This is a genomic window from Methanosarcina sp. 1.H.T.1A.1 (assembly GCF_000979295.1).
Taxonomy (GTDB): domain Archaea; phylum Halobacteriota; class Methanosarcinia; order Methanosarcinales; family Methanosarcinaceae; genus Methanosarcina.
In genome coordinates this window covers 14,066-38,049 of record NZ_JJQY01000140.1, presented here as the reverse complement: position 1 = coordinate 38,049, position 23,984 = coordinate 14,066, and the positions used below count along the sequence as shown (strand labels likewise).

General features: G+C 45.1%; 23 protein-coding genes and 1 pseudogene. 16 read left to right on the top strand and 8 right to left on the bottom strand.

What is annotated here, in order from left to right:
- Both EO95_RS13910 and EO95_RS13905 read left to right on the top strand, forming a co-directional pair.
- Nucleotides 1–302: pseudogene (locus tag EO95_RS13910) on the top strand (hypothetical protein); the annotation flags it as partial.
- Nucleotides 303–580: 278 nt separating this feature from the next.
- Nucleotides 581–985, top strand: coding sequence for a DUF356 domain-containing protein (locus EO95_RS13905; RefSeq protein ID WP_048135570.1), 405 nt, complete (start codon nt 581–583; stop codon nt 983–985).
- A 200-nt stretch (nt 986–1,185) separates the two neighbouring features.
- Here EO95_RS13905 and EO95_RS13900 read toward each other — a convergent pair whose 3' ends face one another.
- Both EO95_RS13900 and EO95_RS17220 read right to left on the bottom strand, forming a co-directional pair.
- The gene (locus EO95_RS13900) at nt 1,186–1,914 is read right to left on the bottom strand and encodes a class I SAM-dependent methyltransferase (RefSeq protein ID WP_048135568.1); all 729 of its coding nucleotides are present in this window, start codon (nt 1,912–1,914) and stop codon (nt 1,186–1,188) included.
- A gap of 173 nt (nt 1,915–2,087) precedes the next feature.
- Nucleotides 2,088–2,219, bottom strand: a complete 132-nt coding sequence (locus EO95_RS17220) for a hypothetical protein (protein WP_082106063.1) — start codon at nt 2,217–2,219, stop codon at nt 2,088–2,090.
- Nucleotides 2,220–2,501: 282 nt separating this feature from the next.
- Here EO95_RS17220 and EO95_RS13895 point away from each other — a divergent pair, with 282 nt between their 5' ends.
- The gene (locus tag EO95_RS13895; protein ID WP_235283030.1) at nt 2,502–3,635 is read left to right on the top strand and encodes a Glu/Leu/Phe/Val dehydrogenase; all 1,134 of its coding nucleotides are present in this window, start codon (nt 2,502–2,504) and stop codon (nt 3,633–3,635) included.
- A gap of 89 nt (nt 3,636–3,724) precedes the next feature.
- On the opposite strand, the gene EO95_RS13890 is transcribed toward EO95_RS13895, so the two are convergent.
- Together EO95_RS13890 and EO95_RS13885 are read right to left on the bottom strand one after the other, a co-directional pair.
- Nucleotides 3,725–5,092, bottom strand: coding sequence for an acetate--CoA ligase family protein (locus EO95_RS13890; RefSeq protein WP_048135567.1), 1,368 nt, complete (start codon nt 5,090–5,092; stop codon nt 3,725–3,727).
- Nucleotides 5,093–5,279: 187 nt separating this feature from the next.
- Nucleotides 5,280–5,636 carry a helix-turn-helix domain-containing protein gene (locus tag EO95_RS13885; protein ID WP_048135565.1) on the bottom strand — a complete coding sequence of 119 codons (357 nt, stop codon included), beginning with the start codon at nt 5,634–5,636 and terminating at the stop codon, nt 5,280–5,282.
- 232 nt (nt 5,637–5,868) lie between these two features.
- On the opposite strand from EO95_RS13885, the gene EO95_RS13880 reads away from it, so the two are divergent.
- The 13 genes from EO95_RS13880 to EO95_RS13820 all read left to right on the top strand — a co-directional run bounded on the left by EO95_RS13880 (nt 5,869) and on the right by EO95_RS13820 (nt 19,310).
- On the top strand, nt 5,869–6,528 hold the full coding sequence (locus tag EO95_RS13880; RefSeq protein WP_048135563.1) for an NAD(P)/FAD-dependent oxidoreductase: 660 nt from the start codon (nt 5,869–5,871) through the stop codon (nt 6,526–6,528).
- A gap of 149 nt (nt 6,529–6,677) precedes the next feature.
- Nucleotides 6,678–7,016, top strand: coding sequence for a cupin domain-containing protein (locus EO95_RS13875; RefSeq protein WP_048135561.1), 339 nt, complete (start codon nt 6,678–6,680; stop codon nt 7,014–7,016).
- A 69-nt stretch (nt 7,017–7,085) separates the two neighbouring features.
- Nucleotides 7,086–7,430 carry a CGGC domain-containing protein gene (locus EO95_RS13870; protein WP_048135559.1) on the top strand — a complete coding sequence of 115 codons (345 nt, stop codon included), beginning with the start codon at nt 7,086–7,088 and terminating at the stop codon, nt 7,428–7,430.
- A gap of 197 nt (nt 7,431–7,627) precedes the next feature.
- Nucleotides 7,628–8,083 (top strand): hypothetical protein, encoded by a 456-nt coding sequence (locus EO95_RS13865; RefSeq protein WP_048135558.1) that lies wholly within the window; start codon nt 7,628–7,630, stop codon nt 8,081–8,083.
- An 87-nt stretch (nt 8,084–8,170) separates the two neighbouring features.
- Nucleotides 8,171–8,539, top strand: a complete 369-nt coding sequence (locus tag EO95_RS13860) for an ATP-binding protein (protein ID WP_048135556.1) — start codon at nt 8,171–8,173, stop codon at nt 8,537–8,539.
- 322 nt (nt 8,540–8,861) lie between these two features.
- Nucleotides 8,862–9,209 (top strand): carboxymuconolactone decarboxylase family protein, encoded by a 348-nt coding sequence (locus EO95_RS13855; protein ID WP_048135555.1) that lies wholly within the window; start codon nt 8,862–8,864, stop codon nt 9,207–9,209.
- Nucleotides 9,210–9,366: 157 nt separating this feature from the next.
- Entirely contained in the window at nt 9,367–10,185 is an 819-nt protein-coding gene (locus EO95_RS13850; RefSeq protein ID WP_048135578.1) for a TrmB family transcriptional regulator, read from the top strand.
- Nucleotides 10,186–10,509: 324 nt separating this feature from the next.
- Entirely contained in the window at nt 10,510–11,490 is a 981-nt protein-coding gene (locus EO95_RS13845) for a prephenate dehydratase (protein WP_048135553.1), read from the top strand.
- Between the two features lie 257 nt (nt 11,491–11,747).
- Complete coding sequence (locus EO95_RS13840; RefSeq protein WP_048135551.1) at nt 11,748–12,644, top strand: hypothetical protein; 897 nt, start codon at nt 11,748–11,750, stop codon at nt 12,642–12,644.
- Between the two features lie 245 nt (nt 12,645–12,889).
- On the top strand, nt 12,890–13,864 hold the full coding sequence (locus EO95_RS13835) for a MoxR family ATPase (protein ID WP_048135549.1): 975 nt from the start codon (nt 12,890–12,892) through the stop codon (nt 13,862–13,864).
- Between the two features lie 194 nt (nt 13,865–14,058).
- The gene (locus EO95_RS13830; RefSeq protein WP_048135548.1) at nt 14,059–14,940 is read left to right on the top strand and encodes a DUF58 domain-containing protein; all 882 of its coding nucleotides are present in this window, start codon (nt 14,059–14,061) and stop codon (nt 14,938–14,940) included.
- 3 nt (nt 14,941–14,943) lie between these two features.
- Nucleotides 14,944–16,821, top strand: a complete 1,878-nt coding sequence (locus tag EO95_RS13825; RefSeq protein ID WP_048135546.1) for a VWA domain-containing protein — start codon at nt 14,944–14,946, stop codon at nt 16,819–16,821.
- Nucleotides 16,818–19,310, top strand: coding sequence for a vWA domain-containing protein (locus tag EO95_RS13820; protein ID WP_048135544.1), 2,493 nt, complete (start codon nt 16,818–16,820; stop codon nt 19,308–19,310). Before EO95_RS13825 ends, EO95_RS13820 begins: the two co-directional genes overlap by 4 nt.
- Before the next feature lie 209 nt (nt 19,311–19,519).
- Here the strand turns inward: EO95_RS13820 and EO95_RS13815 are convergent, their stop codons facing one another.
- The 4 genes from EO95_RS13815 to EO95_RS13790 form a co-directional block, all read right to left on the bottom strand.
- Nucleotides 19,520–20,116, bottom strand: a complete 597-nt coding sequence (locus tag EO95_RS13815) for a diacylglycerol/polyprenol kinase family protein (RefSeq protein WP_048135542.1) — start codon at nt 20,114–20,116, stop codon at nt 19,520–19,522.
- Between the two features lie 306 nt (nt 20,117–20,422).
- The gene (locus tag EO95_RS13805) at nt 20,423–21,478 is read right to left on the bottom strand and encodes a flippase-like domain-containing protein (RefSeq protein ID WP_048135538.1); all 1,056 of its coding nucleotides are present in this window, start codon (nt 21,476–21,478) and stop codon (nt 20,423–20,425) included.
- An 821-nt stretch (nt 21,479–22,299) separates the two neighbouring features.
- Nucleotides 22,300–23,478 carry a sugar phosphate nucleotidyltransferase gene (locus tag EO95_RS13795; protein ID WP_048135535.1) on the bottom strand — a complete coding sequence of 393 codons (1,179 nt, stop codon included), beginning with the start codon at nt 23,476–23,478 and terminating at the stop codon, nt 22,300–22,302.
- Between the two features lie 74 nt (nt 23,479–23,552).
- On the bottom strand, nt 23,553–23,951 hold the full coding sequence (locus tag EO95_RS13790; protein WP_048135534.1) for a tRNA synthetase: 399 nt from the start codon (nt 23,949–23,951) through the stop codon (nt 23,553–23,555).
- Between the last annotated feature and the right edge of the window lie 33 nt (nt 23,952–23,984).

Below are 23,984 nucleotides of genomic sequence, written 5' to 3'. Positions count from 1 at the left end.
AGATGTGTATAAGAGACAGGTATATGGCCGGCCTGATGGGCAATGTGGAGGGGTATGAGATAAATTCTTCCAGAATAGACTCTCCGGTACTTTATGTAGGACTCGGAGGAGGCTTTGGCGATTACGGCGCATGGTGGTACGAAGATGAGGTAGGAGAAACGAACAGCAGGGTTACTACTATAAGCTGGAATAACCAGGGGCATGGTAGCCTGTTGATCGATCGCAATTCCTCTGAGTTATGGGCACTCATAGATGATTGGGTGGATGGAAAACAACCAATAAAAAGATCACATGAAATCTGAAAACAATCCTGTATCAAATCAATAAGGCAGTGCACCGCAAAAAAGGATTATTGATTCGCACGCCTTTTGATTGATGAGTTTACCTTTTCTTTTCCAGAAAATATACTGAACTCTACTAATATTTAAATTGAAGGTGGTTATGCAGATAGCGTCCGGTATGAGGCGACCTGTTGAACATTCTAAACTCATTTTTCACTGAAAATCTGCTTTTTTGAGTAAAAATTGGAAAACAGTTATATGGTTTGGGAGTGACTTAAAAGCTTGTTGGTGTGTTAAAAATGAAATCTTTTGCATTAGTCCGGGCAGACGACCCGGCAAAAGTAAGAATCGCATTACACGACCTGGAAATATATGGAGACATTCAGTTTTCAACGAATCCCAGATGTGTTGAAAACGATTATGCCGATGCGCTTCTTGTTAGTGTAATGGGGGTGCCTCTCAGGTCAAAATGTAACTCTGCTGCACTTGTGGAACTGAGTAATAATGCAGGGACAGCGATTAGCAGGTTGAAGAAAATTCATCCTCCGGCACATGTAGTCATCATCAGTCCGAAACACCAGGTATTTGAAGAGATTACAGGCGAGTTCCAGAAGTATCCTGAATTTGATCGGTTGTTCAGTCAGGAAGGCCTAAATAAGGCTCATGGAAAATTGGAAGCAGGCAAAAAAATGATGAATGAATAAATAACCTGGTTTGTAGAAGTCCTGGCAGCCCCTGATTTATCTGCTTATTTTACAGAGTACAACCTGAATTGCATTCTTATCCAGGGCACATGGTACATTATAAACTCCAGGACTTCTGCAATACCAAATATAAACAAATTTTATTCCGGACTTAACCCCGATTTGGCATATTCCTTACAAAAAAGCGGAGTCGGAAGGTCTTATGACATCTTCGATAATATCACATGGTACCTGTACTCATAGTACATGGACTTTACATATTCCATTTTGAATCCATGCATATTGGCAATTTTTTCAATCAGGTAGGGGTTGTGAGTATCCCCAATTATATCTCCGGGACGGTTTTTCAAAATACCCGACACTTGCCTTAAGCACCCCAGACCAACTTTGGAAAAACTCTTCCATAATCTAAAGTTCTCTGAAAACCATCCGAGTTTCCATAAATTATACAGCCTGGGATCAATTATATCAAAAAATACTATTTTTCCTTCCTCATTGAGATATTCGGATGCGTTACGGATAAAAGCATCTATTTGCTCAGGTGTCAGATACTGGATCACTGCTGTTGCAGTAATTCGATCAAACGATAAGCTTAATTTATCCCAAACTGTGTTGTCATCTGCAAGGATTAAATCTACATTTTTGTATTTCTGCTGCCAGATTTTCTTTTCAGCTTCAAAAAGCATGGAGCTTGAAAAGTCAGCTCCTACTACTCTCTCATATTTTGGAATATAATATATCAGAAGTTCTCCTGCACCGCACCCAAAATCGAGGAGAGTTTTACCTCCACCTAAATGAAACAATTTTTCCTGAGCTTCTTTAGCAAGAAACTCTTCAGTTGAAAACCGGTGTCCCCCTTTCTTTTTATCTGAAAAATACTCTTTCCAGGTAAATTCTGATTTATTTAATACTGTTTCCATGTTACTCATCCTGTTCTTTACCCATCCTTCCGATTTCCGGGTTCTATTCTGGAGAAAACACGAAAGTAAGGCTAAGGCTGGAAATGATTACAAACGATTACTTTTTTAAGAGACTTACTCAGAAAAATATATTTGATACTATAAATCTCCTGGATTATTATATAGTTTTTGAAATAATTTTCCTAAAATAAATTACTGTCCTCTCTTTCATAGGCTTCCTGCATCCCGCTAATTACATCTGTGTGGGAACTTGCTTCCCTTGCGCCCGGCTCCCTGTTTCCAGCTTTAAGAGCTATCACAGGCTTCTGTTCCATACATCTCTAAGAAACGTTGAGGAATCTGAACCCGTTTTTTTGGAAATACGAAGAATACATAAAAACGACAAAAAGATAGGAACTCAAAGTTTTGCAGCACAAAATTCTTTTTATCTGCTTTTTTCATGTATCTCAGGTGCTTCAGCTTCCACAAAAAAGTGCCCTCTTTTAGGGCGAAGTGGACATAAAACATTTCAAGGTGCAGGATCATAATTAATACAGTTCTGAAATTATCTGAAAATCATAAAATGAAACTCAGGTACAAAGAGGGGGATTAAGTTAATGGAGGACATGTTCAGATTTGCGGATGAGCTTGGGCCATTTAAGATCATTCATGTTTACGAACCGTCAGTTGACCTGAAAGCGATTCTTGTGGTGGACAACATCGCGCGGGGACCTGCTATTGGTGGTGTAAGGATGGCCCCTGATGTGAGTACTGAAGAATGCTTCAGGCTGGCAAGAGCCATGACCCTTAAGAATGCAGCTGCAGATTTGCCTTATGGGGGTGGGAAGATTGTCATGTACGGGGACCCGAAAATGCCTCTGGAAAAGAAAAGACAGATGCTGCGGGCTCTTGCCAGTGCCCTCAGATATACGGAGGAGTACATCTTCGCCCCTGACATGGGGACGGACGAGGTCTGCATGGCCTGCATAAAAGATGAGATCGGAAGAGTGGTGGGTTTGCCATGCGAGGTGGGGGGCATCCCTCTTGATGAAGTAGGGGCCACAGGCTGGGGGGTTGCACAAGCTACCGAGGTAGCGCTGCAATACTGTGATTTCGAGCTGAAAGGGGCTCGTGTGGTTGTTCAGGGCTTTGGGGCTGTTGGGAAGCATACTGCCCGTTTCCTTACCCAGAAGGGAGCGGTTCTCGTAGGGGTCGCTGACTCCCGGGGTGCGGTCCACGATCCGGAAGGGCTTGATGTGGATACCCTGATCAGGCTTAAAAAAGAGGGAAAAAGTGTGCTGGATTATCCTGGCGGGAAAAAGCTTGACAGTGATGCAGTTATCGTCATTCCCTGCGACATATGGATCCCGGCAGCCCGTCCAGATGTGATCAACGAGAGTAACGTCCATCTTCTTAACACTAAACTGATTATTGAGGGAGCAAACATTCCGATCACAGAGGGGGCGGAAAAAATCCTCTATGAGGCGGGTATTCTTTACGTCCCGGATTTTATCGCAAACGCAGGCGGCGTGATCTGTGCGGCATCAGAGTATCAGGGAGCCACCCAGTGCACAGCTTTCGGGTCAATTGAAGAAAAGGTAAAAAACAACACGTTTCAGGTACTGGAAGCTGCAAAAACGAAAGGAATCCTGCCAAGGGAAGCTGCAGTCCAGCTTGCCGTAAAAAGAGTTAAGCGAGCCATGGGGTACAGGCGCTGGTCAATCTTTTCTTCGGCGCCGGGCTTTGTGTAACCTTTCTGTGATTCCCTAATTTCATCCTTTTCTTTTTTTATTCCCGGCGATTCAGGGTTCTTCTTCACTCAAATCGAATTTCAGTTTGTTTACCTTTTTCCCCCACAAAGCACGGCTGCCGCCCGGACCACGCTTTCAGGGGTGAAAAAGACCGGCATTCCGGTGGCTGTAAAAGCTGAAGCCATTTCCCGGCTGAACTTTCCCCCCGGGGAGCTGATCAGGATAGGTTTTCCGCAGCTTTCGGCAAAATCCCTGATTTTTTCCGCAACTCCTTCGGTAAGAAGAGGCGGGCCCCAGAGCAGGCTGACAATTGCAAGGTCATATTCTCTCGCGGGAGCTTCCTGCAGGGCAGCAATATAATGTTCATCCCGCACACTACCTGTCAGGTCTATAGGGTTTTTTACGGAAGCAAAAGCCGGAAGTCTCTCCTTCAGCTTTCTGACTGCAGCGGCGGAAAGTTCAGGAACTTTGAGCCCTGCTTCCTCACAGGAGTCGGCAATGGAAATGCCTATCCCTCCCCCGTCAGTTATTATCAGGACCCGTTTTCCTTCTACAGGGGAATACCTGTTGAGGACTTTGCAGGCATCTTTCAGCTCTTCGTAACTGGCGACCTCTATTATGCCCGTTTTCCTAAAAGCGGCTTCATAGGCTTCATACATCCCGCTAATGGCACCTGTATGGGAACTTGCTGCCCTTGCGCCCGGCTCCCGCTTTCCAACCTTGAGAGCCACCACAGGTTTCCTTTTTACACAACTTGAAGCAACTTCAAGGAATCTCTGCCCGTTTCCTACGGATTCAATGTAAAGGGCAACGGCCTTTGTGGCGTCGTCCTGTGCAAGAAATTCAAGGCAGTCGCTTTCGTCAACATCGACCTTGTTTCCATAGCTCACGACCCTTGCAACGCCTGCCCCCTCATTTGCCAGTTCGTCCATAATCATAGCGGCAAAAGATCCGCTCTGCGTAAGCACGGAAACCCCGTCTCTTACAGGTCTTTCTATTTTTTCCCGCTCTATAAAAAAGGTATCCACGTTTGAGATGGTGTCATATATTCCAAGGCAGTTGGGGCCCATAGCCCTGATACCTTTCTCTATTAAAAGAGCTCTCAGCTCGTCTTCCATTTTCTTTCCGTCGGCTCCCATTTCCCGAAAGCCGGAACTGACAATTATGGCTCCTTTTATGTTTTCCACAGGCCCTTTCAGAATTTCAAGAACAGCTTTAGCCGGGACTGCAAAAATAGCAATATCAATCCTGTCTTCAATCTCTCCGGGAGCCGAATAACATTTAAGCCCCTCAACTTCCCTGTAGCCAGGGTTTACAGGATAGATCTTTCCTTTAAAACCCATTTTCCTGAGGCTTTCCAGAACCGTATGGGAGAGTTTCTCAGGGTTCGGAGACGCTCCTATCAAGGCTATGCTCTCAGGCTTGAAGAAAAAATCGATCGATTCTTCGAGATTCATTACTGCCTCCGGGGTTATGCAGATTAATTGAGACCGTTTTTAATGCCTTGAGACTGTTTTTTATGCCCTTTTGCCTTTTCCCCTGCTTTATATAAGCTAGGACCCGTTAGTATAAAACAATTTCAATGCCGGGAAACCATAGTTTTCAGCCGTAATTTACAGTATTTTTTGGGACTTCTTCGGGCGCTCAGTGGTCACAGTACATGCAGATGGCTTTCTCGCATTCTTCATTCTGGAATTTCCACTTTAGCCCCCAGCGTTTTATTGCCTGTATTATCTTTATAAAATCTATTCCGCTCTCAGTGAGGTAATACTCGGATCTTGGGGGATTTGTAGAGTCATCGACCTTTTTTGTGATCAGGCCTTCATTCTCAAGCTCTGTAAGCCTTTCCGAAAGGATCTTCGGGGTTATGTACCCCAGCTTTCTTTTCAGCTCGTTGAAACGTTTCTCTTTCTTTTCACCCTTGTGCAGTTCCAGGAGGATGTGGATTGTCCATCTTTTCCCGATGATGTTCATCGTCTTGTAGACGGTGCAGTCTTTCATAGTATAAACATAGAAACTGTCTGATATATAAATTAGTATATGTAATATACTGGTATCAAAAGGATACTATTATAAAATTCAATATTATAAAAATACTTTTAAATGATATATCTCTGTACAATGTACATCCCAAGCACAGTGTAATAAAATTACATAACATGTTATGCTGCTGCCTGGCAGTTTGAGCATGCTTTAAAACTCTAATAATAAAGATGAGGAGAAAGGATCAACCGTGAAAGACAATTTACCGGAAAAAGGTGCAATCGTTCAGAGAGACCGTGAGACATACGCAATAGCCCCCCATCTTCCAGGCGGACTCGTGGACCCGGCAACTCTCCGAAACATCGCTAACGTTGCAGAAAAGTATGGGGCAGCTGCCCTGAAGATGACTTCTGCCCAGAGAATTGCAATCGTGGGTCTGAAAGAAGAAGACCTTGATAATGTCTGGGCTGACCTTGGCATAAAACCCGGTGCGGCCATAGGGCTCTGCGTAAGAAGCGTTAAGTTCTGTCCGGGGACAACCTTCTGCAAGCAGGGTAAGCAGGACGCAGTGAGCCTGGGCCTCAAACTGGACGAGAAATATCATGGGATGCCCATGCCTTCAAAACTGAAAATGGGCGTTTGCGGATGCCCAAACTCATGCGCTGAGCCTGCTATCAAGGATATAGGGATAATGGGCACGGCAAAAGGCTATAATCTTATGGTTGGAGGCTCTGCAGCTGCAACTCCCAGGCTTGCCGAGGTCGTGGCAAAGGCACTTTCTGAAGATGAGGTTCTCGATGCCGTGGACAGAATCATAACTTTCTACAAAAACTCCGGCACAAAAAAGAGGCTTGGAAAATTCATTGAGGACACGGGTCTTGAAGAGTTCAAAAATAAGGTCGGGCTCTAAGCCCCTACTGCTGTATAGTTTCGGAGATGCCCTCCTTCAAGACTGATTGAGTAGATTGGTACTGATCAGGCATATATAAAAACAGAACAAAAACAGAACAAAAACGCATGGCAAAAACGCAGAAAAATGGTCAAAAAGGGGAGAACGATATGAAAGTTGTTGAGATGAAATCTTCGCCGGAAAAGCCGAACCCTCATAACGTGAGCGTACGGATGCTCTATGACACGGAACATGCCCAGGCAGTGCACATCGAACTCAAACCCGGGGAAGCTTTAAAAAAGCACGTCACCCCCACGGACGTCTTTTTCTACATTCTTGAAGGAAAAGGTGTCGTTGAAATCGGGGACGAACAGGAAGAAGTCAGCAGGGACATGTTAATCGAAAGTCCTGCAAAAATTCCACACCGCCTCCTGAACCCCGGAGACGGCATCTTCAGGGTGCTTGTTGTAAAAGCCCCAAGACAGAAAGAGTCTACCCGCCTGCTGTAAAACGTACAGCAAGTGTAAAAACAGTTATAACAATGGTTATAAAAACGGGTGTAAAAACAGGTGTCATACATGGAAGAAAAAACAAAACCAACAAAAATCGCGGTCGTCCGCTGTGACATCGTTTCGGAAGCCTGTCCCGGAGTGGGCTGCTTCAAAGCCTTCAATGAGAGGAAGTCCCACTTTGAGGCATATGATGGAGAAGCGCAGATTATTGCTTTCTTTACGTGTGGAGGCTGCTCGGGCAGGAGGGTTTACCGCCTGCTAAATGCTTTGAAAAAGCATGACCTCGATGTCGTACACCTCAGTTCCTGCATGCTCATGGAGGACAGCTATCCGAAATGCCCCAATATAGATACCATCAGAAAGACAATTCAGGATGCGGGTATAAAAGTGGTGGAAGGGACACACCACTGAAACCCCACTCATGCAAGCAAAACTCAGTGAACAAAATTTACTTCCGATTGGTAAAAACAGCCTCCTGATGTAATAAAAAATCAGGTTCTTTTCGAAAATACAGGTTGCGGATAATATAAGTTGAGAATACAAATTGCAAATTGAAAATACAAGTTGCAAGTTGAGAACACAAGTTGCAGATATACCAGGTTGATAAAATGGACTACGATACAACTCGGGACAAAAATATAGACGAAAACGAATCCTATGAGGGTGCACATCCTGAGCTTCAGGACCTTCCTCTTCCTCAAACCGACAATATGCTGTATTCTATTTTGAATTCTTTAAATCAGAACATCGCGAACTTTCATGCTTATCTAAAATTCAAGGACTATATCTCTGAAGATACCTTAAATACGGAGCTCTTGAAAAGAAGCATGGTCATTCACAGGGATTTTTCTGCTCTTTTTTTGCACACCAAAGAAGAACTGGTGTTTATCTATCCGGACCTTCTGGAGAAAGCAGAAAAAATTCTATTCAAAGGCGAAGCAGGCACGGACTTCATAAAGTATACCTGTAAAATGAGCAAAATGATAACTGATTATAAAGCAGTGTTGTACAGGGAAGGTTATTTGCCGGATTTCAAATGGCAGTTCATGTTAGCAGATGTTTGATCTCTTCGGTAAATCAGATACTTCGATAAATCAGATTCTATATCTCCATAAAAGGAATTGATCTAAAGGGAAAGGGGGTTAATCTTCATGGTAAAACGAACAATTATAAAAATTGACGAGGAAAAATGCACAGGCTGCGGAAAATGTGTTGCACCCTGCGCTGAAGGCGCTATTCAAATCATTAACGGGAAAGCAAAAGTAGTATCCGAAGAACTTTGCGATGGCATGGGCTTCTGTATCGGGGTCTGTCCCGAAGGCGCCCTCTCTATCGAAGAAAGGTACACAGTTGAATTTAACAGGGAAAAAGCTGAAGCCCAGCCGAAAAAGAAAGACATCTCAATCCGCTGTTTCGAATGCGGAGCCGGAGAGGACACCCGTTACCTTATGCCCCTCAGGCACAACATGGAAAGTATCTGGGTCTGCACTCGTTGTCTTCCCAGGCTGATCCACGGTTGATCCATTAAATCTCTTTACTCAAAAATAGTCCGATTGAGCGAGCTGAGCTCACTGCTAAAACCCATAGATTAGCCCTCTTGAGCGCAGCGAAAAGGGCAGCGTACTGCAGAGTCGCAACTCTGCTGAAACGGACCTCGTGCTGTTGCGATTACATCGCAACTCCCAGAAAATCTCCGATTTTCTGTGATCCCAACGCGAAACTCGGGCGGCGGATCCACTTTTAATTCCTTTATTATTCCCATATAGTGTACATCCCAAGCTTTAATATTAATAATATCCAATTTACTAAATAATAACCATACCAAAACTGGGGGTTCATTATATGGGAGAACATGAAAAGTTAATTGAAGACATGAGTGAGAAACTGGGTTTTACCCCGGAGATCCTGAAAACCCTGGGGGAGCTGGACCCGGAGTTCCTGCACAAATACAAAAGATGTGACCATAAACTGCTGTCCGACGGAGCCCTGCCTGCAAAGGTCAAGATTATGATAGCTCTTGCAGTCGTTGCATCCAAGCAGTGCGAAAGGTGTACTGTTGTACAGATGCAGAGTGCCCTCAAGAACGGCGCTACCAAAGAGGAAATAATGGAAGTTATGGATGTCATATTCATAACCTCAGGCGCGCCTGCCGTAGCAGCTTGCAGAGATGCACTGAAATTAATCAAATAAAATTGAAATATAAGTTGAAATCATTTCAGGTCGGGATTATTTTTTCTGGTATCCGAAACCAGAAACTGTTTTCGCATCAGATGTCGGTATTTTCAGGCATCTTATGCACAGGTCTTTTTTCGAAACTGTTTTAAGATATTATACCCCAAATTCCTGTATGCAAAATGAAAAGCTTCTTCAGGACATCGGCCTGAATGCCTATGAAGCAGCTGCCTATCTTTCTTTGTTGAAACTGGGCGTTTCCGAAGCAAGAGCCATCTACAGGGATTCGGAAGTGCCCTATGGAAAGATCTATACAGTCCTTGAAGCTCTGGCAGGAAAGGGGTTTGTGGAAGTCCAGGCCTCAAGGCCCAAAAAGTTTCGGGCGGTTGACCCTGAGCTTGCTCTTGATGTTTTTTTTGAGAGGCGAAAAAGCGAAATCGAAAGAGAAATGGCGGTTTTGAAAGGGATTGTTGAAGAGGCAAAGCAGGCCCTGAAAGCTGTCCAGGTCCAGAAGCGAAAAGATGAGGTCTTCTGGACAACAGCCATCACCGAGTCCGAAATCAAAAAATTTGCCACTTCCATATATGGAGAAGTAAAAACATCTATCTGTGTCATTCCTCCCATTTTCGGGATGCCTGTCATTGCCTGCCTGATTCCTGAAATCACAAGGGCCATTGACAGGGGAGTTAAAATCAGGCTGATGGTTTCTTCGCGTTTCAGGGCTCTCACTTCTCTCCTTTCCAGGCAGGAGGATGAAACCCTCGGAAAACTTAAAAAAGGTCTGGACGTCAGGCTCTTCCAGACTTTTAATTCCTGTTTTGGAGTCGTTGATGACAGCATTGTCATCCTTTTTCAACCCCACCCGAAAGACAGGGACCGGGTCCTTTCGGTTGTGAAAATCCGGGACATCGGGCTTGCAAAAAATCTCAAAGAGGAGTTTGAAATTCTGTGGAATGAAGGAGAGAAGCTTGACCTTCAAGAAGAACTAGGCTGAACAGACAACCCGGGAAAAAAGGACTCTGAAAACTAAAAAATTCAGGTCTTTCAGACTGATCTTTCTTTACCTGCTCCTCAATACCTTTCCCTCTTGCCTTCATCCATATTTCATTTTTGTGATTTTCACCCATCAGGACAAAGACCTCTTGAGCGCAGCGAAAAGGACCGCTTACTGTTGCGATTACATCGCAACTCCCAGGAAATCTGCGATTTCTTGTGATCCCAAAGCGCAATTCGGGCGGCGCAACTCTGCTGGCTCAACTAAGATGATTCAACATCGCCATCAAAAATTATTATTACCATTCCCCCAATTAACCTTCAGATGATCATAGGTGTAATGGGGCCTGAAGGCTCGTATTCGGAAAGGGCTGCAAAATTATGGGCTCTGAAAAATAGCCTGATGGATGCAGAGTTTCGGTACTTCGCAGACATAGAGGACGCATTCCTGGCTGCAGTTGAAGGAAAAGCAGACATCTCCGTAGTCCCTGTAGAAAACTCCATCGAAGGTTCCGTAGGAGTCACCCTCGATCTCCTCCTTGAAAACGAGGCTGTTATAATTGGGGAAATAGTTGTCAAAATCGAGCACTGCCTGCTCTCTAAAGGCGGGCCCGAGAAGATCAGGGTAATCCTTTCCCATCCCCAGGGGCTCGCACAGTGCAGGCATTTCCTGAAGAAGCATTTTCCTGAAGCGGAACTCAGGAGCACGGGCAGCACTTCCCATGCAGCCAGGCTGGCAGGGGAATTTGAGGAAATGGCAGCAATAGCATCCCCTGAGGCTGCAGAGCGTTACGGGCTGAAAATCCTGCTCTCAAATATCCAGGACAGAAAGGAAAACCACACCCGTTTTATTGTTATCCGGGCTGAAAAAAAGATTTCATCGGAGCGGACTTTGGGAGCCGCAGGCGTTGATGCAGGCGTTGAAGGGGAATTGAGCCCGGAGCCCTGCCGAAATGCAGAGCATGAGCTCCAGGCTGAACACGAAACCTGGAGAGAAAAGGTCAGCCTTTCGGCCTGCAAAACATCTCTTATCGTATCCCTGGAAAAAGACCGGCCAGGGGCATTATACGAACTTCTGGGGGCTTTTGCGAAAAGAGGAATTAACCTTACAAAAATCGAATCAAGACCCTCCAAAAAAGAACTCGGAGACTATTACTTCTACATCGATTTTGAAGGTCATACAAGCGATGCACTTATAAAAGATGCCTTTGAAGATATAAAATCAAAAGCTGGTACAAAGTCAAAAACTAAAACTAATACATTAAAAGTACTGGGTTCCTATCCGGCCTTCAAGATTTCCAAATAATCAGGGACCTTCAGGTTCAAAAAAGAAACCTGATATGGGTATAAACGTGGATATATATATAATACGGAAGGCACTTACGGAAGGAACTTGCAGGTGGGACGTGTACCTTTAGCTGGAACGTGTACCTTTATATAATACCTTTATATAGTATATTTCTGTAATATCTTTCTATAGTATCTTAATATGTCGGCGTGCCTCTTTATATACTACTCTTAAATATAATAACACCGGGATCTCCGGTTGCAGAAGGGAGCGAGATGGCTCTAGAGATTGAAAATATCATCAACAAACACGAATCAGCTCTGAAGAAATATAGAGGACTCTATGTTTTCGCAGACCTTCTTGCAACGTTTCTGGTTCTCTACGCCCTTTTTGTGCTCCTCAACATGAGGGATATATTCCTAATGATTGACACCTTCGAACCCTATACCGGTGCAAAATACAGTATTCCTGGGTCTGAAATTGTCTTTGAGACCCTGGGGCTGATTATTCTTGCCTTTACCTTCTCTCTTATACTCACAGCATTCAGGTATTACAGGGCTAAAAAGAAAGATGCGATTTCCCTTATTGAAGAAAAATACCCTGTACTCAGGGAAAGGATGAGGACCGCCTATGACAACCGGGATATGGATAACATTATTGTCCGTGACCTTATAGGCGGCGTTATAATCGATTCGAAGCCTGTGAAGTCCTCTGTCTTCCTTAACAGAAAAAAGCTTGCAAAGGATCTCCTGATAACTGTGTTTGCTGTCACGGTTCTGGCATATGTTGCCCATACAGGATATCAGGCACCTGTCGGCCCCCTCGACCTGGAGGAAGTAATCGAAACTATTCCCTTCCCGGGTTCGGATTCGAATCTTATTTCCGTAGAGGAAAATGGTGGGACTTCAGGAGACCCGCAGAACAATGAAGGACTTTTTGGAGAACCTGCCGTTATCATAATTGAGGGCAAGGAAGTAGACTTAAAGATACCTCCGGGTGGAGGGGAGGGCTTTACGATCCAGGAGGACGGAGAACAGAGAGACAACGAATCCTTTATTCAGTCGGATGTCTACAACCCGGAAGCCGTTGCTTCTCAGGCTTACTACGAGAACCTTCCTGAAGGGTACAGGAGTGTTATCCAGAGTTACTTTGAACAACTTGCAGAAGAATGATATAATAAATTTATATTAAGTCAAATTTACCTGTATTCAGTTTGATCGAGAATTATTGAAAAACAGCTATTGGAAAGCAGTTTTTGAATAACAGGCTGTGTTTTGAATAACAGGCTGAGACTGACAGGCTGTATTTGGAGTAACAGGCTGTTTTTGAATGGTATTCTGTTGCAGGAACGGATAAGGTTCAGCAGGAGCGGGCCTCGGGACCCGCGAAAAACAGCAGTTTAAAGGGTGAAGCAGATATGAATGAGAATAATATCGATTCAGGGCAGGCCTCCGCGACCTACCAGAACGCAGGCAGGATTTTTAAAAATTTCTTTGAAGAGATAGGGACTGTCATAGTGGGTCAGGACAGGGTAGTGGAACAGATTATAATCTCAATCCTCTGTGAAGGGCATGCCCTTGTGGAAAGCAATCCCGGACTTGGAAAAACCCTGATGATCTCTACGATCGCAAAGGCAATGAACCTGAAGTTCAGCAGAATTCAGTGTACCCCTGACCTGATGCCTTCTGATATCACAGGGACCAATATGATTGAGGAGAAAGATAATAAAAAAGAATTCAGGTTTGAACCAGGCCCTGTCTTTGCAAACATCGTGCTTGCAGACGAGGTTAACCGTGCTTCCCCTAAAACTCAATCAGCTCTGCTCGAAGCCATGCAGGAAAAACAGGTAACAGTCGGAAACGATACCTTCCTTCTTGACCGTCCCTTCTTTATCCTTGCCACCCAGAACCCCATAGAAATGGAGGGCACATATCCCCTTCCCGAAGCCCAATTAGACCGTTTTCTCTTAAAGATCCTTGTAGACTATCCCACCTTTGAAGAGGAAATGGAGATCATAAACCGTTATACGAAATCCGAAACCCCTAAGATCACCAGGGGCTTGGACAAGTCTACACTTCTCGAATTGCAGAAGCTTACCCGGCAGGTTCCTATCTCCGAAGAACTCAAGCAGCGCGTCCTTTCTATTGTGTCAATGACCCGCAAAGACAAAGAGCACATCGAGTACGGGGCTTCTCCCCGCGCATCCATTGGCATGATCCTTGCAGCAAAGGCAAGAGCCCTGATACAGGGCAGAAACTTCGTGAGCAAAGAGGATATTGATTACATGGCTTACCCGGTTCTCCGTCACAGGTTGATCCTTACCTTCGAAGCCGAAAGAAGCGGGATGACCCCTGATGAAGCCATTGAGGAAATTCTCAAGAAACTTAAATGAAACTTAAATGAAACTTAAATGAAACTTAAATGAAACTTAAATGAAATAGTAAGCCGATCAGATAAATGAACTCTTACGAACCTGTGATTGAGCAGGTTCTGAGACTCGAATTGCATAAAATGTAAAACAAAGTTAAAACCCCCAGGGGTTTTCCAGGTCCGGGCAGAACCGGGCTTTTCGGTTGACGATCCAGAATGACTCGCACAAAACAAAAAATCGAAACGGATTTTTTCAGGCAGCTTGACAGCTTTACCTTTTCGGTCCGGAAGAGAGTATCGACGGTCTATGCCGGAAACCGCCCCTCAACCCGCAGCGGACACGGCATCGATACTATCGGGTTCAGGGAGTATGACTCAAGCGACGCTTTGAAAGATATAGACTGGAAGGCTTATGCGAGGACTGAAAAGCTCTATGTGCGGCAGTTTGAGGAAGAAAAGACCCTTACTACTCATATCCTTCTGGACGCCAGCAAAAGCATGGACTATCCTGAAAAGGGGACCTCGAAGTTCGAGTATTCTGCCATGCTTGCTGCAGGTTTTGCTTACATGGTAACCAAATATAATGATAGGTTTGCCATATCCACTTTTACGGACGAAATTGATATCAATAAACCCCGCAGGGGCAAGAAGAACCTCATGCGGACAATCGACCGGCTTAGCGAACTTGAACTTTCGGGCGGGACCTCCATTAGTGAAGCCGTTCTGAAATACAGCCGGGAAATCAAGTCCAGATCCCTTGTAATCCTGATTTCGGACTTCATGCAGGACCCGGAGGCAATAGAAACAGCTCTGTACAGGCTCTCCGACCACGACCTTATCGTTATACAGGTACTTGACCCCACGGAAAAAGAACTTCCTCTTCAGGGAAACAGCAAGCTTGTAGACCTTGAAACAGGTGAAGAGATAAGGACATATATCAGTGAAAAGTTCAAGGAACGCTATACCCGGAAGCTGGACGACCACACTGCAAGGATTAAAAAAACCTGCATGAAGGTCGGAGCCGAGTTCCACACCTATACAACCGACACTCCTATCTTTGATGCTTTCTACCATACGATCAGGAGAAGGAGACGCTAAAAAATGCCGTTTCAAACCCCCCTTGCTCTTGCTGCCCTCCTGAGTGTCATCCCACTTATAATCATTTACATGCTCCGCCCAAAACCAGCGGTGCTTTCGATTCCCTCCTTAATGTTTATCCTCAAGCTTGAAAGGGAACGAAAAAGGGTTTATGCCTCAATCACGAAAATCGTGCAGGACCCTCTTTTCCTGATTCAACTCCTTATGCTGATCCTTCTTTCCATTGGGGCCGCGGGCTATTATTACACTTCAAATGAGCCCCTCAGCGGAGAGCATACGGTGATCATCCTTGATACTTCGGCAAGCATGCAGGTCGAGTCTCGTTTTGAAGACGCGGTTGGAATTGCCGACGGTTATGTGAGCAAGAAAAACAGCATAATCCTTGCTTCCAATATTCCCCTGCTCGCCCTTGAAGGCGGGAGCGCTTCGGCTGCCGGGGATATATTCAATAAGGTCAAGCCCGGAGCCGGCACTGCCGATCTGTCTGCAGCCATTTCTACAGGTATGCGTCTCCTCTCTAAAGAAGGGGGACGGATCATTGTTATCTCAGACTTTACAAACTGGGGAGGAGATGACCCCGTAGCTTCCAAGAACCTGGCCGAATCCTACGGGCTTGAGGTCAATTTCGTAAAGGTCGGAAAGCCTGCAGACAACATAGGAATCATTAATGGCTGGATTGAAGCCATGGATGGGGAATACGGCTACACCGGTGTGGTCAAAAACTACAAAGGCGAGAGTGAAACCGTTAAAATAGAGGCCGGAAGAGGAACTTCGGGAAATGTTTCAAAGTCTTTTACTCTTGATGTCCCTGCAGGCGGCACAAACCAGTTTACACTTGCAAACCTGGGGCCCGGACTCACCACAATAAGCCTCAATGTTAAAGATGACCTGTCTGTTGACAACAAAGCTTACATCTCCATTCCGGATACCTCCGGGCAGCAGATCCTCTATGTCACAGATAACGGGAAACTGCCTTCAAAAACCGCACTTTCCCTACTTCCAAATAGCGACCTGAAAATCCAGAAATCCGTGCCTTCTTCCCTTGATAATTACTCCCTTGTAGTGCTTGCCCAGAAAGAAACCCCGATTGCCAACGGCTCGGTGGACATTATCGAAAATTACGTGCGGAACGGAGGGAATGCGGTTTTCATTGCAAGCGAAGCCCTTGCCCCTGAGAAAACCGAGGTTGGCCTTGTTAAGCTCCTGCCTGTGAAACCTATCGGAGTTGAGGAAGCAGAAAACGGGCTTGAGGTTGAAGAAACCCTTAAGAGCAGCATTACACAGGACATAAACCCCGAAGAAATCTCGGTCCGCAAATACATGAATGCAACTGAGAGGACAGGTTCTACAACGCTTGTAGCCACGGAGAACGGTATTCCTGTGCTGAGCTACTGGCAGGTAGGTAAAGGGACTATCTTCTATATGGGGCTTAGTGACGAGCTCGGGGATGGAGCCTGGAACAATTTCCATAACCTGCCTGAGTATCCTGTGTTCTGGATAAAGCTGGTTGAGTGGCTTGGCGGCACAGGGGAAATTTCAGAATACAACCTTGAAACCGGCACCGTGACCTCCCTTTCAAAGACCGGGGAAATCCGCACGCCTTCAAAGACCCTGACAGCAAACCGTTTGCTCTTTGACGAGGTGGGGATATACGAGATTTCGGACAAGAAGATTGCAGTCAACCTCTATGATGACCGGGAATCAAATACTACAGTAGACGCCTCGGAACTTATCAGTCGGGCAGTTGCAAAAGATGAGACCAGGCTCGTCCGGGCTGACACCTATACTGCAAAGAACGATATTACCAATTATCTTATAGGAGTCCTGTTCCTGCTTATGCTGCTTGAAATCCTGATCGTCCGCGGGAGGGGTGAACTGTGAACGTAGCCCTTGAGAGCCCCGAGATGCTCTTACTTATAATTCCCGTGATTGTTGCGGGTTTCTATCTCCTGCGGAAGACAAAAACAAAACTTGTGGAATGGAGAATGCTTGTTGCCCTTCTCCTTGTCCTGGCCCTGGCTGCACCCTATACAACGGTTACCCAGACTATCAGTGAAGAAGACCCTTCACTTGTGTTTGTTCAGGACCAGACAGCAAGTATGGGGATTTTCCCTGAAGAAACAGGTACCGGCCTGTATGAAGCCCTTACGGCAAATACCCCTACCACCCTGGTGCAGCTAACAGGGGATAAGACCTCTCTAGGGGATGCTGTGACCCAGTACTCCGGGCTTGGCAACCAGATTGTTCTTGTCACCGATGGAAACAATAACGCAGGAAAGGACCTTTCAGACGCTCTGAAATTTGCAAAGGACGCAGACACTCCAGTCTATCTTGTCCAGCCCGAGCTTGAGACAAATGACCTCAGCGTCGAGGTGCTCGGGGACAAAACAGTTGTTGTCAACAATCAGAATGAGTTTGAGATAGTTGTCCGCCAGGCTTCGGAACAGAGTGTCAGTTATTTCCTTGAAATTTTTGTGGACGAAGCGCTTATCCAGAGCAGGACGTTTACACAGAATGCCCGGAATAATACGATTCCGATTAATCAGGCTTTTACCACTCTCGGTGCCCATAATATAAGGGTAAAGATCAGTGATGTGTCCGGAGGGGATTTAAACGAGGTTAACAACGAGTTCTACAAGTCCCTTTATGTAATTCCCAAACCAAAACTCACGCTTATTACCGGTGAGACCGGCTCTCCTCTCGCCAGTGTCCTGAGCAACCTTTACGAAGTTTCGGTTGTAAACGGTTATCCCGGAGCAGGGAATATTACAGACAGTAAGGTCCTTGTGCTTGACAACCAGTTCATAGACACTTTTTCCGAGGCTGAGATAAAGGAAATCAAAAATTATGTCAGCAACGGGGGCGGGCTTATTGTTGTCGGAGGAGATAAGGCTTATAATTACGGAAAATACCTTAATTCTTCCCTCGAGGAAGTCCTGCCTGTATTATCAAAACCTTCCGAGTTTAAAGGAGGGAGAAACCTGGTCCTGATTCTCGATGTTTCTCCAAGTACAGCTGCCCACGGTACTCAGGGAGATATCCTGTCAAATGCCATCTATATCCTCAGGAATGAAAACCTGAAAGATGCAAATGTTGGCGTTATAGCATTCGGGAGCGTGGGATACGATGTTTCCGGTGGGTTTGTGTTCATGGGGCTTCCGCAGAACCTTGCCCTTCTGGAAGATAAAATCTCGCAGCTGACCCCCAGTGATCAGACTGAGACCTCTTTGGATCAGGGGCTTGATGTCACAAAAGATATGCTTGAAGGCGAGGACGGCGAGCTTGATGCTATTATAATCTCTGACGGAGGGATTGAGGACTCGTATGACCAGAGCCTTCAGACTGCACGAGAGCTGAAGGATATGGGTGTAAACCTTTACTTTATCCATATCCGCTCTACTGCTCCCTCTCAGACTGACAAGACCAGAAACTTCTATGCTGAGAAGCTAATGCAGAACCTGGGGCTTGAAAATAACTATAAACATATCGAAATGGGTGAGAGGGCAAATATAGGGTTTGAAGATCTCGACATGACTCCTGAGGACGAAACTAAAAGCGAGGAGCTTGATTCCTATCTGCTTCTTGAGTACTCTCCGGATCATTTCATTACGAAGGGTGTGAACCTCACTAACGCCAGTATCACAGGATATAATCAGGTTACGCCAAAAGCAGGGGCTGAACGCCTTGTCATTACGGTTACGGGGCAGCCTGTGCTCACCACATGGCGCTTCGGGCTCGGGCGTGTTGCAGCCTTTACCACGGATAATGGGGGAAGCAAAGCTACTCGCTGGTCTTCTGCTCTTTACAACGGGTCAAACAGCAGACTTATTTCAGGCACTACCAATTGGGCAATCGGGAACCCGCAGGCCGAAGAAGGAGCTGTTGTTGAAGCTCCGGATACCTGGCTGGGCACCCCTTCCGACCTCACCCTGATAATGTACGACGAAGGAGTCCCACAGCTTAAACTGGACGGAGCTTCGCTTGATCTTGCTCTTACAGGCAGGAATACCTACGAGGCAAGCATAAACCCGGTAAATGTCGGGATTCACGACATTTCAGGCTATCCGCTTGCGGTAAACTACCCGCGTGAGTACCTTGAAGTCGGGCTCAATAAAGATATCGAGCCTCTTATCCTTGCAACCGGAGGGAAGATTTATACTGAAAAGGAAGCAAGAGCCCTTCTCCTGAAGGATGCCAGGCAGAACTCCGAAAGGGAGTCAAACGATCCCGTGAGCCTTAAAGTGTATGTGCTTCTTGCAGCCCTTGTCCTTTACCTTGGAGAAATCCTGGTCAGGCGCATAAGGGAGATGAGAAGGCTTAAACAAGCCCAGGGTGAAACTGAAACAGGAGCCGAAGAAGCAGCAGCTTGACTTCTCCCTGCCCGCTCCCCAAGTTGCTCTGCCCGGGTTTCGCTTCGGCACCCGAATTGCGCTTCAGCACCCGAATTGCGCTTCGGGAGCACGCGGTCCGTTTCACTCGCTCCGCTCGCTCAAGCGGACTAATTTATAGTATCATGGTTTTTCCTTCCCGAATTGCGTCCAGAGGGTATGCTGCCCTTTCTTTTCGGTTAAGAGGCTTATCATAAATACATCAGTAGAAGCAGGGTCATCTGCCCGAAGAAGCCGGAAAAAACAGGTATCACAAGGTTATCGTCTATCTGGTTTACTGCGGTTTCCGTAAGGGTTGCAAAAAAAGCCATGACGAGGGACACTAAGGGATCTCCAACTATGACGAGTCCGATCAACAGATCAATTATGAATTCGGAAGTTGAACCTTCAAGAGATTTATCGTTTTTAAAGATTTTTTTGAAAATTCTTTTTTTTCCGTAGAATTTTCCTATAAGGGCTGCAGCCAGGTCTCCGAAGGTGGTCATGAGGACTGCAGCATAAGCGATTTCCTTGCTGAAGAGGGAGATTGCCGCAATTGCACCCAGGGCGAAGAAGATGTGCCCTCCGCAGCTATCGGCTTCATGCTCCCTGTACATCGTATGGAAAATGGGAATTTTCATGCCCTGTTCGAGCCGGAGGTATTCCAGGAAAAGGACAATTATCAGGAAAAGCATGAGCACCCAGAGAATTGTCTCTTTCCCGAAAAATTCGTAGATGAGCACTATCAGGACTGAGACCATATGTACACTTTTTCTCAGGACTTCAAAGATGATTTCTCTGGAGGGCATGGCATAAAGTTTTGTGAGAATAAAATATAAATCTATACTGGTCGGTGGGCTTGGAGAAACCCGGATTTCTTTGCAGTCGGATTTCTTGAAATTAAATATCTTTCAAAAAAGAGTTTTGAAAACCGGATTTGAGGATTTATCTCTCCAGTATTTCTCTGGCTTTTCTCTAACATTTCCTCTGACATTTCCCCCGGCTTTCCTCTGGTATTTTCCCCGGCTTTCCTCTGGTATTTTCCCCAGCTTCCTTCTGGTATTTTCCCCGGCTTTCCTCTGCTGTACGGTGATTTTCCGGTTCAAAATACTTTTTCAGGCGCTATGTGGGGGTTCGGGAGAGTCTCCGATTAGTTTTTTAATCATATTCATGTCTTTAATTATTTTCAGACTCATTAGTCCTCCTATTAAAAGGTTCATATGGTATGTCAGGGTTCTCCAGGCAAGTACGGTAATTCCCAGAATGGATGAATCTACAAAAATAGAGAAGATGGACGCTGCTCCTAATTCAGCAACTCCGCTTGCTCCGGGAGTTGCGGGTATTACCATTATAACAGCTAGGAGCACCTGAGCTGCAAAGACGGTGATAATTGAAGGTGTCCGTGAAAGGCCCATCAGGATCAGGACGAGCAGTGAAAATTCTACGGTCCAGAAAATAACAGTGTAGGCAATTCCCCAGAGCAGCCCTCTTTTTCCTTCTGAAAAAAAGACCCTGACACTGTCATGAAAATGGTCTATTTCCCTGTCAATCTGTTCCATTAAGTGTGAAACTGCAGCATCGGTCTTTTTTCCAAAAAAAGGAGCAAGCCTGCCTGTTAGCCTGTGAGTTACGTATTTTACTTTTTCGGGTTTCCAGACGCCGTAAACAAAAAAGACGAGAAGTACAAAGACAAGGAAATTTACTGTTAAGAAAGCTGCATCAAATTCATAATTTGAAAGAATGTCCCCAAGAACGTAAAAGGCAAAAGGCAGACAGGAAAATATGAAAATGGCATCAAGCAGGCGTTCCCCTACAACGATTGCAGTAGCCTTGCCGAGAGGAATTTTGTTCCTGGTCAGGCCGTGGACTCTCAGGAACTCTCCGCCTGCAGAAGAAGGAGTAATTCCAGCCACAAAAGTACCTGAGATAACTATCTCTGTCACTTTCAGGACACTTATCCTGTATCCCAGGGCTTTGCAGAGAGCCCGGGTCCGCAGCCCCCAGATAAAGTATGAGCTAATATGAAGGAGGGCAGCTGCCAGAATGTACTCCAGCTTGATCCTTTTCAGGGCTTCAATAGTCTCCGAGTTAAAAGTCAAGCATGTAACCAGGGCAATTGATACAGCGCTGATAACCAGCGACCCAATAAGCCATTTTTTATACCTGGTCATTGAAATCTCTTAATTTTATTCTTTAGTATAGGTATTATCTTATTTAAGGAAACTTCTTTCTCCAATATATAATGAACGGCACAAGAGAAGTTCGATATGTCAGAGTGAACTGTTTTCTTTAATCTGGAATCCAATTTTAAAAGGTCTGCACCGTTCTTATAAGATCCTTACTTATTCTTAACAGATTTATGTCTACTAAGCGATTGTATTTCTTAAAAGTTCCTGTTTCTTAAGAAATCTGTACTAAAAAATAAGAAAATGAAAATTATCTGTGTATCAGAAAGAAATTATCTGTATCAGAAATGATGGTTGTCCCCAGGTACACGGTTGAGATTTGGCATAAGGTTTCCAGCCCGTCTAATACTTTTGTTTTTATCTACTACTGTACGCAGGCGGGCTCAAGCCTTGAGCGGCGAGTTAAAAGAAGGATTGAGACTTCATATACGGACATTTCTGAATAAATACCAACCAATTAAAAAGGGAGTATCGAAAGATAATAATCGGACAAAAATCCGGCAGAGAGCCTGTGAAAGATTACAAAAGCAAAAATTCGGATCAATATTGAAAACTCAATTTGAATTTGCAAGAAACCCGTATTCTCAGGCTATGAATACTTTTAATTAGAGTCCAGATAAATCCGGAACATACCTTTTGACCTGGAATTATGCGTTTAACCTGGAATATGGGTTTCGATTTCGATTCTCAATGCAGACTCTCGATTATACTCACTCTTAATTTTGGGTGTCCTCTTTTGATTTTAGATTCTCTTATATATACTCTTAATTTTTGATTGGTTTTAACCTTTCTTTAAATCCTGTATTTCAGGAGCCTTCATATGTAGTATCATAGTCCGAATTGATGACAATTTCCTTTATGCTGGAATTCTTTTCGATCACAACTTCAGGCCAGATCTTTACTCCCGAATGTATGGTCGAATTGTTCCCTATTATTACTTTATGCCCGATTACTGTCCCATTCTCCAGGCTGCACTCATCTCCTACAGCAGTTTCATCTGCAACTACAGCTCCGGAGATGTTGGAGTTTTTACCTATGCATACATTATCAAAAAGGTACGAAGAAAGAATCTTTGCATTATTATCGATAGTGCAGTTTGCACCTATCACGCTGTAAGGTCCGATAAGGACATTATCGCCAATTACAGTGTTTTCTCCTATAACAATGGGCCCAACGAGTGAAGAATTCGAACCGATCGAGACATTGTTTCCTATGGATAAGGGGCCTCGTATTCTTGCGTTTCTTGTTGTGAAGTTTCCTTCTATTGTGGTCCCTGGAAGGGCATCCAGCATCCAGCGCTGGGCCTGCCTGTAGGCTGCCGAACTCCCTACATCAGTCCATTTTCCCCGGACAAGCATGCCGTTAATTCTCTTATCTGCCGCAAGCAGGGCAGGGAAAAGGTCTTTTGCAAAATCATACTTTTTATTTTCAGGGATCCAGTCAAAAATTTCAGGGTCACAGATGTAAATGCCTGTACTTGCAAGATTGCTGAATATCTGGCCGGATTTGGGTTTTTCCAGGAAGCGGTGGATCCGGTTGTTTATATCCATATCAGCAATCCCGAATTCCCTCGGGTCATCAATGGAAAGGAGTCCTATAGTTACCAGAGCATCGTTTGTTTCATGGAAGCGGTACATCTCCCTCAGGTCGAGGTTAAGGACGTGGTCTCCCCCAAGCACGATGAAAGGCTCATTTTTCAGGTACTTTTCAGCATTTTTTACCCCGCCTGCTGTCCCCATCTTCTCTTTCTCATACACATAATCGATGTGTACTCCGAACATGTGCCCGTCTCCGAGCTGTTCCTCTATGCGTTCTCCCATATATCCCAGGGTCATGACTATTTCATTGAACCCTTCCCTCGAAAGGTGCTCTATCAGGTGCAGGACTGATGGTTTATTGAGAATCGGTATGCTAGGTTTCGGGTGTTTGAAGGTCAGTGGCCTGAGCCTTGTCCCTGTGCCTCCGCACATGATACATGCTTTCATATTTTCTCAAATGTTACTCTATAGATATATTGTTAACGATCTGTTCTTCCTGTTTCAAAGCTTATTGATGACGATTATTTCAGAGCAATATCCTCTTTTCGTTCTACCCTTATCTCTTTCTTCCCCTTATACTCAGAAATAATGCCTGTTATGCTTATGAAGTCTCCTTCATTGATTAATCCGTCCAGGGCTTCGGCCCCTGCTGTCTTCGGGATAAATACGCTAAGGACTTCGGAGTCAAAGTTTACTTCTAAAAGCAGGTGATCTCCGGTATAAGTAAATCGTTTACTTAAAACCTCAGCATCAAGAGACACTTTTTCCCCAACTTCGGATTCGTGGGTGTACTTCAGGGCTTTTCCTTCCGACTGTTGTCCAGCTCCTGCAAGTTCCTGCCCGAAGAGCAGGTACGCTGTCGAAAGAGAGAACAATGCCATAATGAGCAGCACTACCACTACTTTCTCTTCCTTTTCCATCTTCCACCACTTTCCAGGTTGTGGATTCTTAAA

Excerpts from the sequence above, each read along its gene's own strand:
- EO95_RS13805 (WP_048135538.1), bottom strand. The coding sequence starts at position 21,478 with ATGACCAGGTATAAAAAATGGCTTATTGGGTCGCTGGTTATCAGCGCT.
- EO95_RS13905 (WP_048135570.1), top strand. The coding sequence starts at position 581 with ATGAAATCTTTTGCATTAGTCCGGGCAGACGACCCGGCAAAAGTAAGA.
- EO95_RS13825 (WP_048135546.1), top strand. The coding sequence starts at position 14,944 with ATGCCGTTTCAAACCCCCCTTGCTCTTGCTGCCCTCCTGAGTGTCATC.
- EO95_RS13865 (WP_048135558.1), top strand. The coding sequence starts at position 7,628 with ATGGACTACGATACAACTCGGGACAAAAATATAGACGAAAACGAATCC.
- EO95_RS13860 (WP_048135556.1), top strand. The coding sequence starts at position 8,171 with ATGGTAAAACGAACAATTATAAAAATTGACGAGGAAAAATGCACAGGC.
- EO95_RS13850 (WP_048135578.1), top strand. The coding sequence starts at position 9,367 with ATGCAAAATGAAAAGCTTCTTCAGGACATCGGCCTGAATGCCTATGAA.
- EO95_RS13835 (WP_048135549.1), top strand. The coding sequence starts at position 12,890 with ATGAATGAGAATAATATCGATTCAGGGCAGGCCTCCGCGACCTACCAG.
- EO95_RS13885 (WP_048135565.1), bottom strand. The coding sequence starts at position 5,636 with ATGAAAGACTGCACCGTCTACAAGACGATGAACATCATCGGGAAAAGA.
- EO95_RS13875 (WP_048135561.1), top strand. The coding sequence starts at position 6,678 with ATGAAAGTTGTTGAGATGAAATCTTCGCCGGAAAAGCCGAACCCTCAT.
- EO95_RS13890 (WP_048135567.1), bottom strand. The coding sequence starts at position 5,092 with ATGAATCTCGAAGAATCGATCGATTTTTTCTTCAAGCCTGAGAGCATA.
- EO95_RS13790 (WP_048135534.1), bottom strand. The coding sequence starts at position 23,951 with ATGGAAAAGGAAGAGAAAGTAGTGGTAGTGCTGCTCATTATGGCATTG.
- EO95_RS13870 (WP_048135559.1), top strand. The coding sequence starts at position 7,086 with ATGGAAGAAAAAACAAAACCAACAAAAATCGCGGTCGTCCGCTGTGAC.
- EO95_RS13840 (WP_048135551.1), top strand. The coding sequence starts at position 11,748 with ATGGCTCTAGAGATTGAAAATATCATCAACAAACACGAATCAGCTCTG.
- EO95_RS13855 (WP_048135555.1), top strand. The coding sequence starts at position 8,862 with ATGGGAGAACATGAAAAGTTAATTGAAGACATGAGTGAGAAACTGGGT.
- EO95_RS13900 (WP_048135568.1), bottom strand. The coding sequence starts at position 1,914 with ATGAGTAACATGGAAACAGTATTAAATAAATCAGAATTTACCTGGAAA.
- EO95_RS13845 (WP_048135553.1), top strand. The coding sequence starts at position 10,510 with ATGATCATAGGTGTAATGGGGCCTGAAGGCTCGTATTCGGAAAGGGCT.
- EO95_RS13815 (WP_048135542.1), bottom strand. The coding sequence starts at position 20,116 with ATGCCCTCCAGAGAAATCATCTTTGAAGTCCTGAGAAAAAGTGTACAT.
- EO95_RS13830 (WP_048135548.1), top strand. The coding sequence starts at position 14,059 with ATGACTCGCACAAAACAAAAAATCGAAACGGATTTTTTCAGGCAGCTT.
- EO95_RS13895 (WP_235283030.1), top strand. The coding sequence starts at position 2,502 with ATGGAGGACATGTTCAGATTTGCGGATGAGCTTGGGCCATTTAAGATC.
- EO95_RS13795 (WP_048135535.1), bottom strand. The coding sequence starts at position 23,478 with ATGAAAGCATGTATCATGTGCGGAGGCACAGGGACAAGGCTCAGGCCA.
- EO95_RS17220 (WP_082106063.1), bottom strand. The coding sequence starts at position 2,219 with ATGGAACAGAAGCCTGTGATAGCTCTTAAAGCTGGAAACAGGGAGCCG.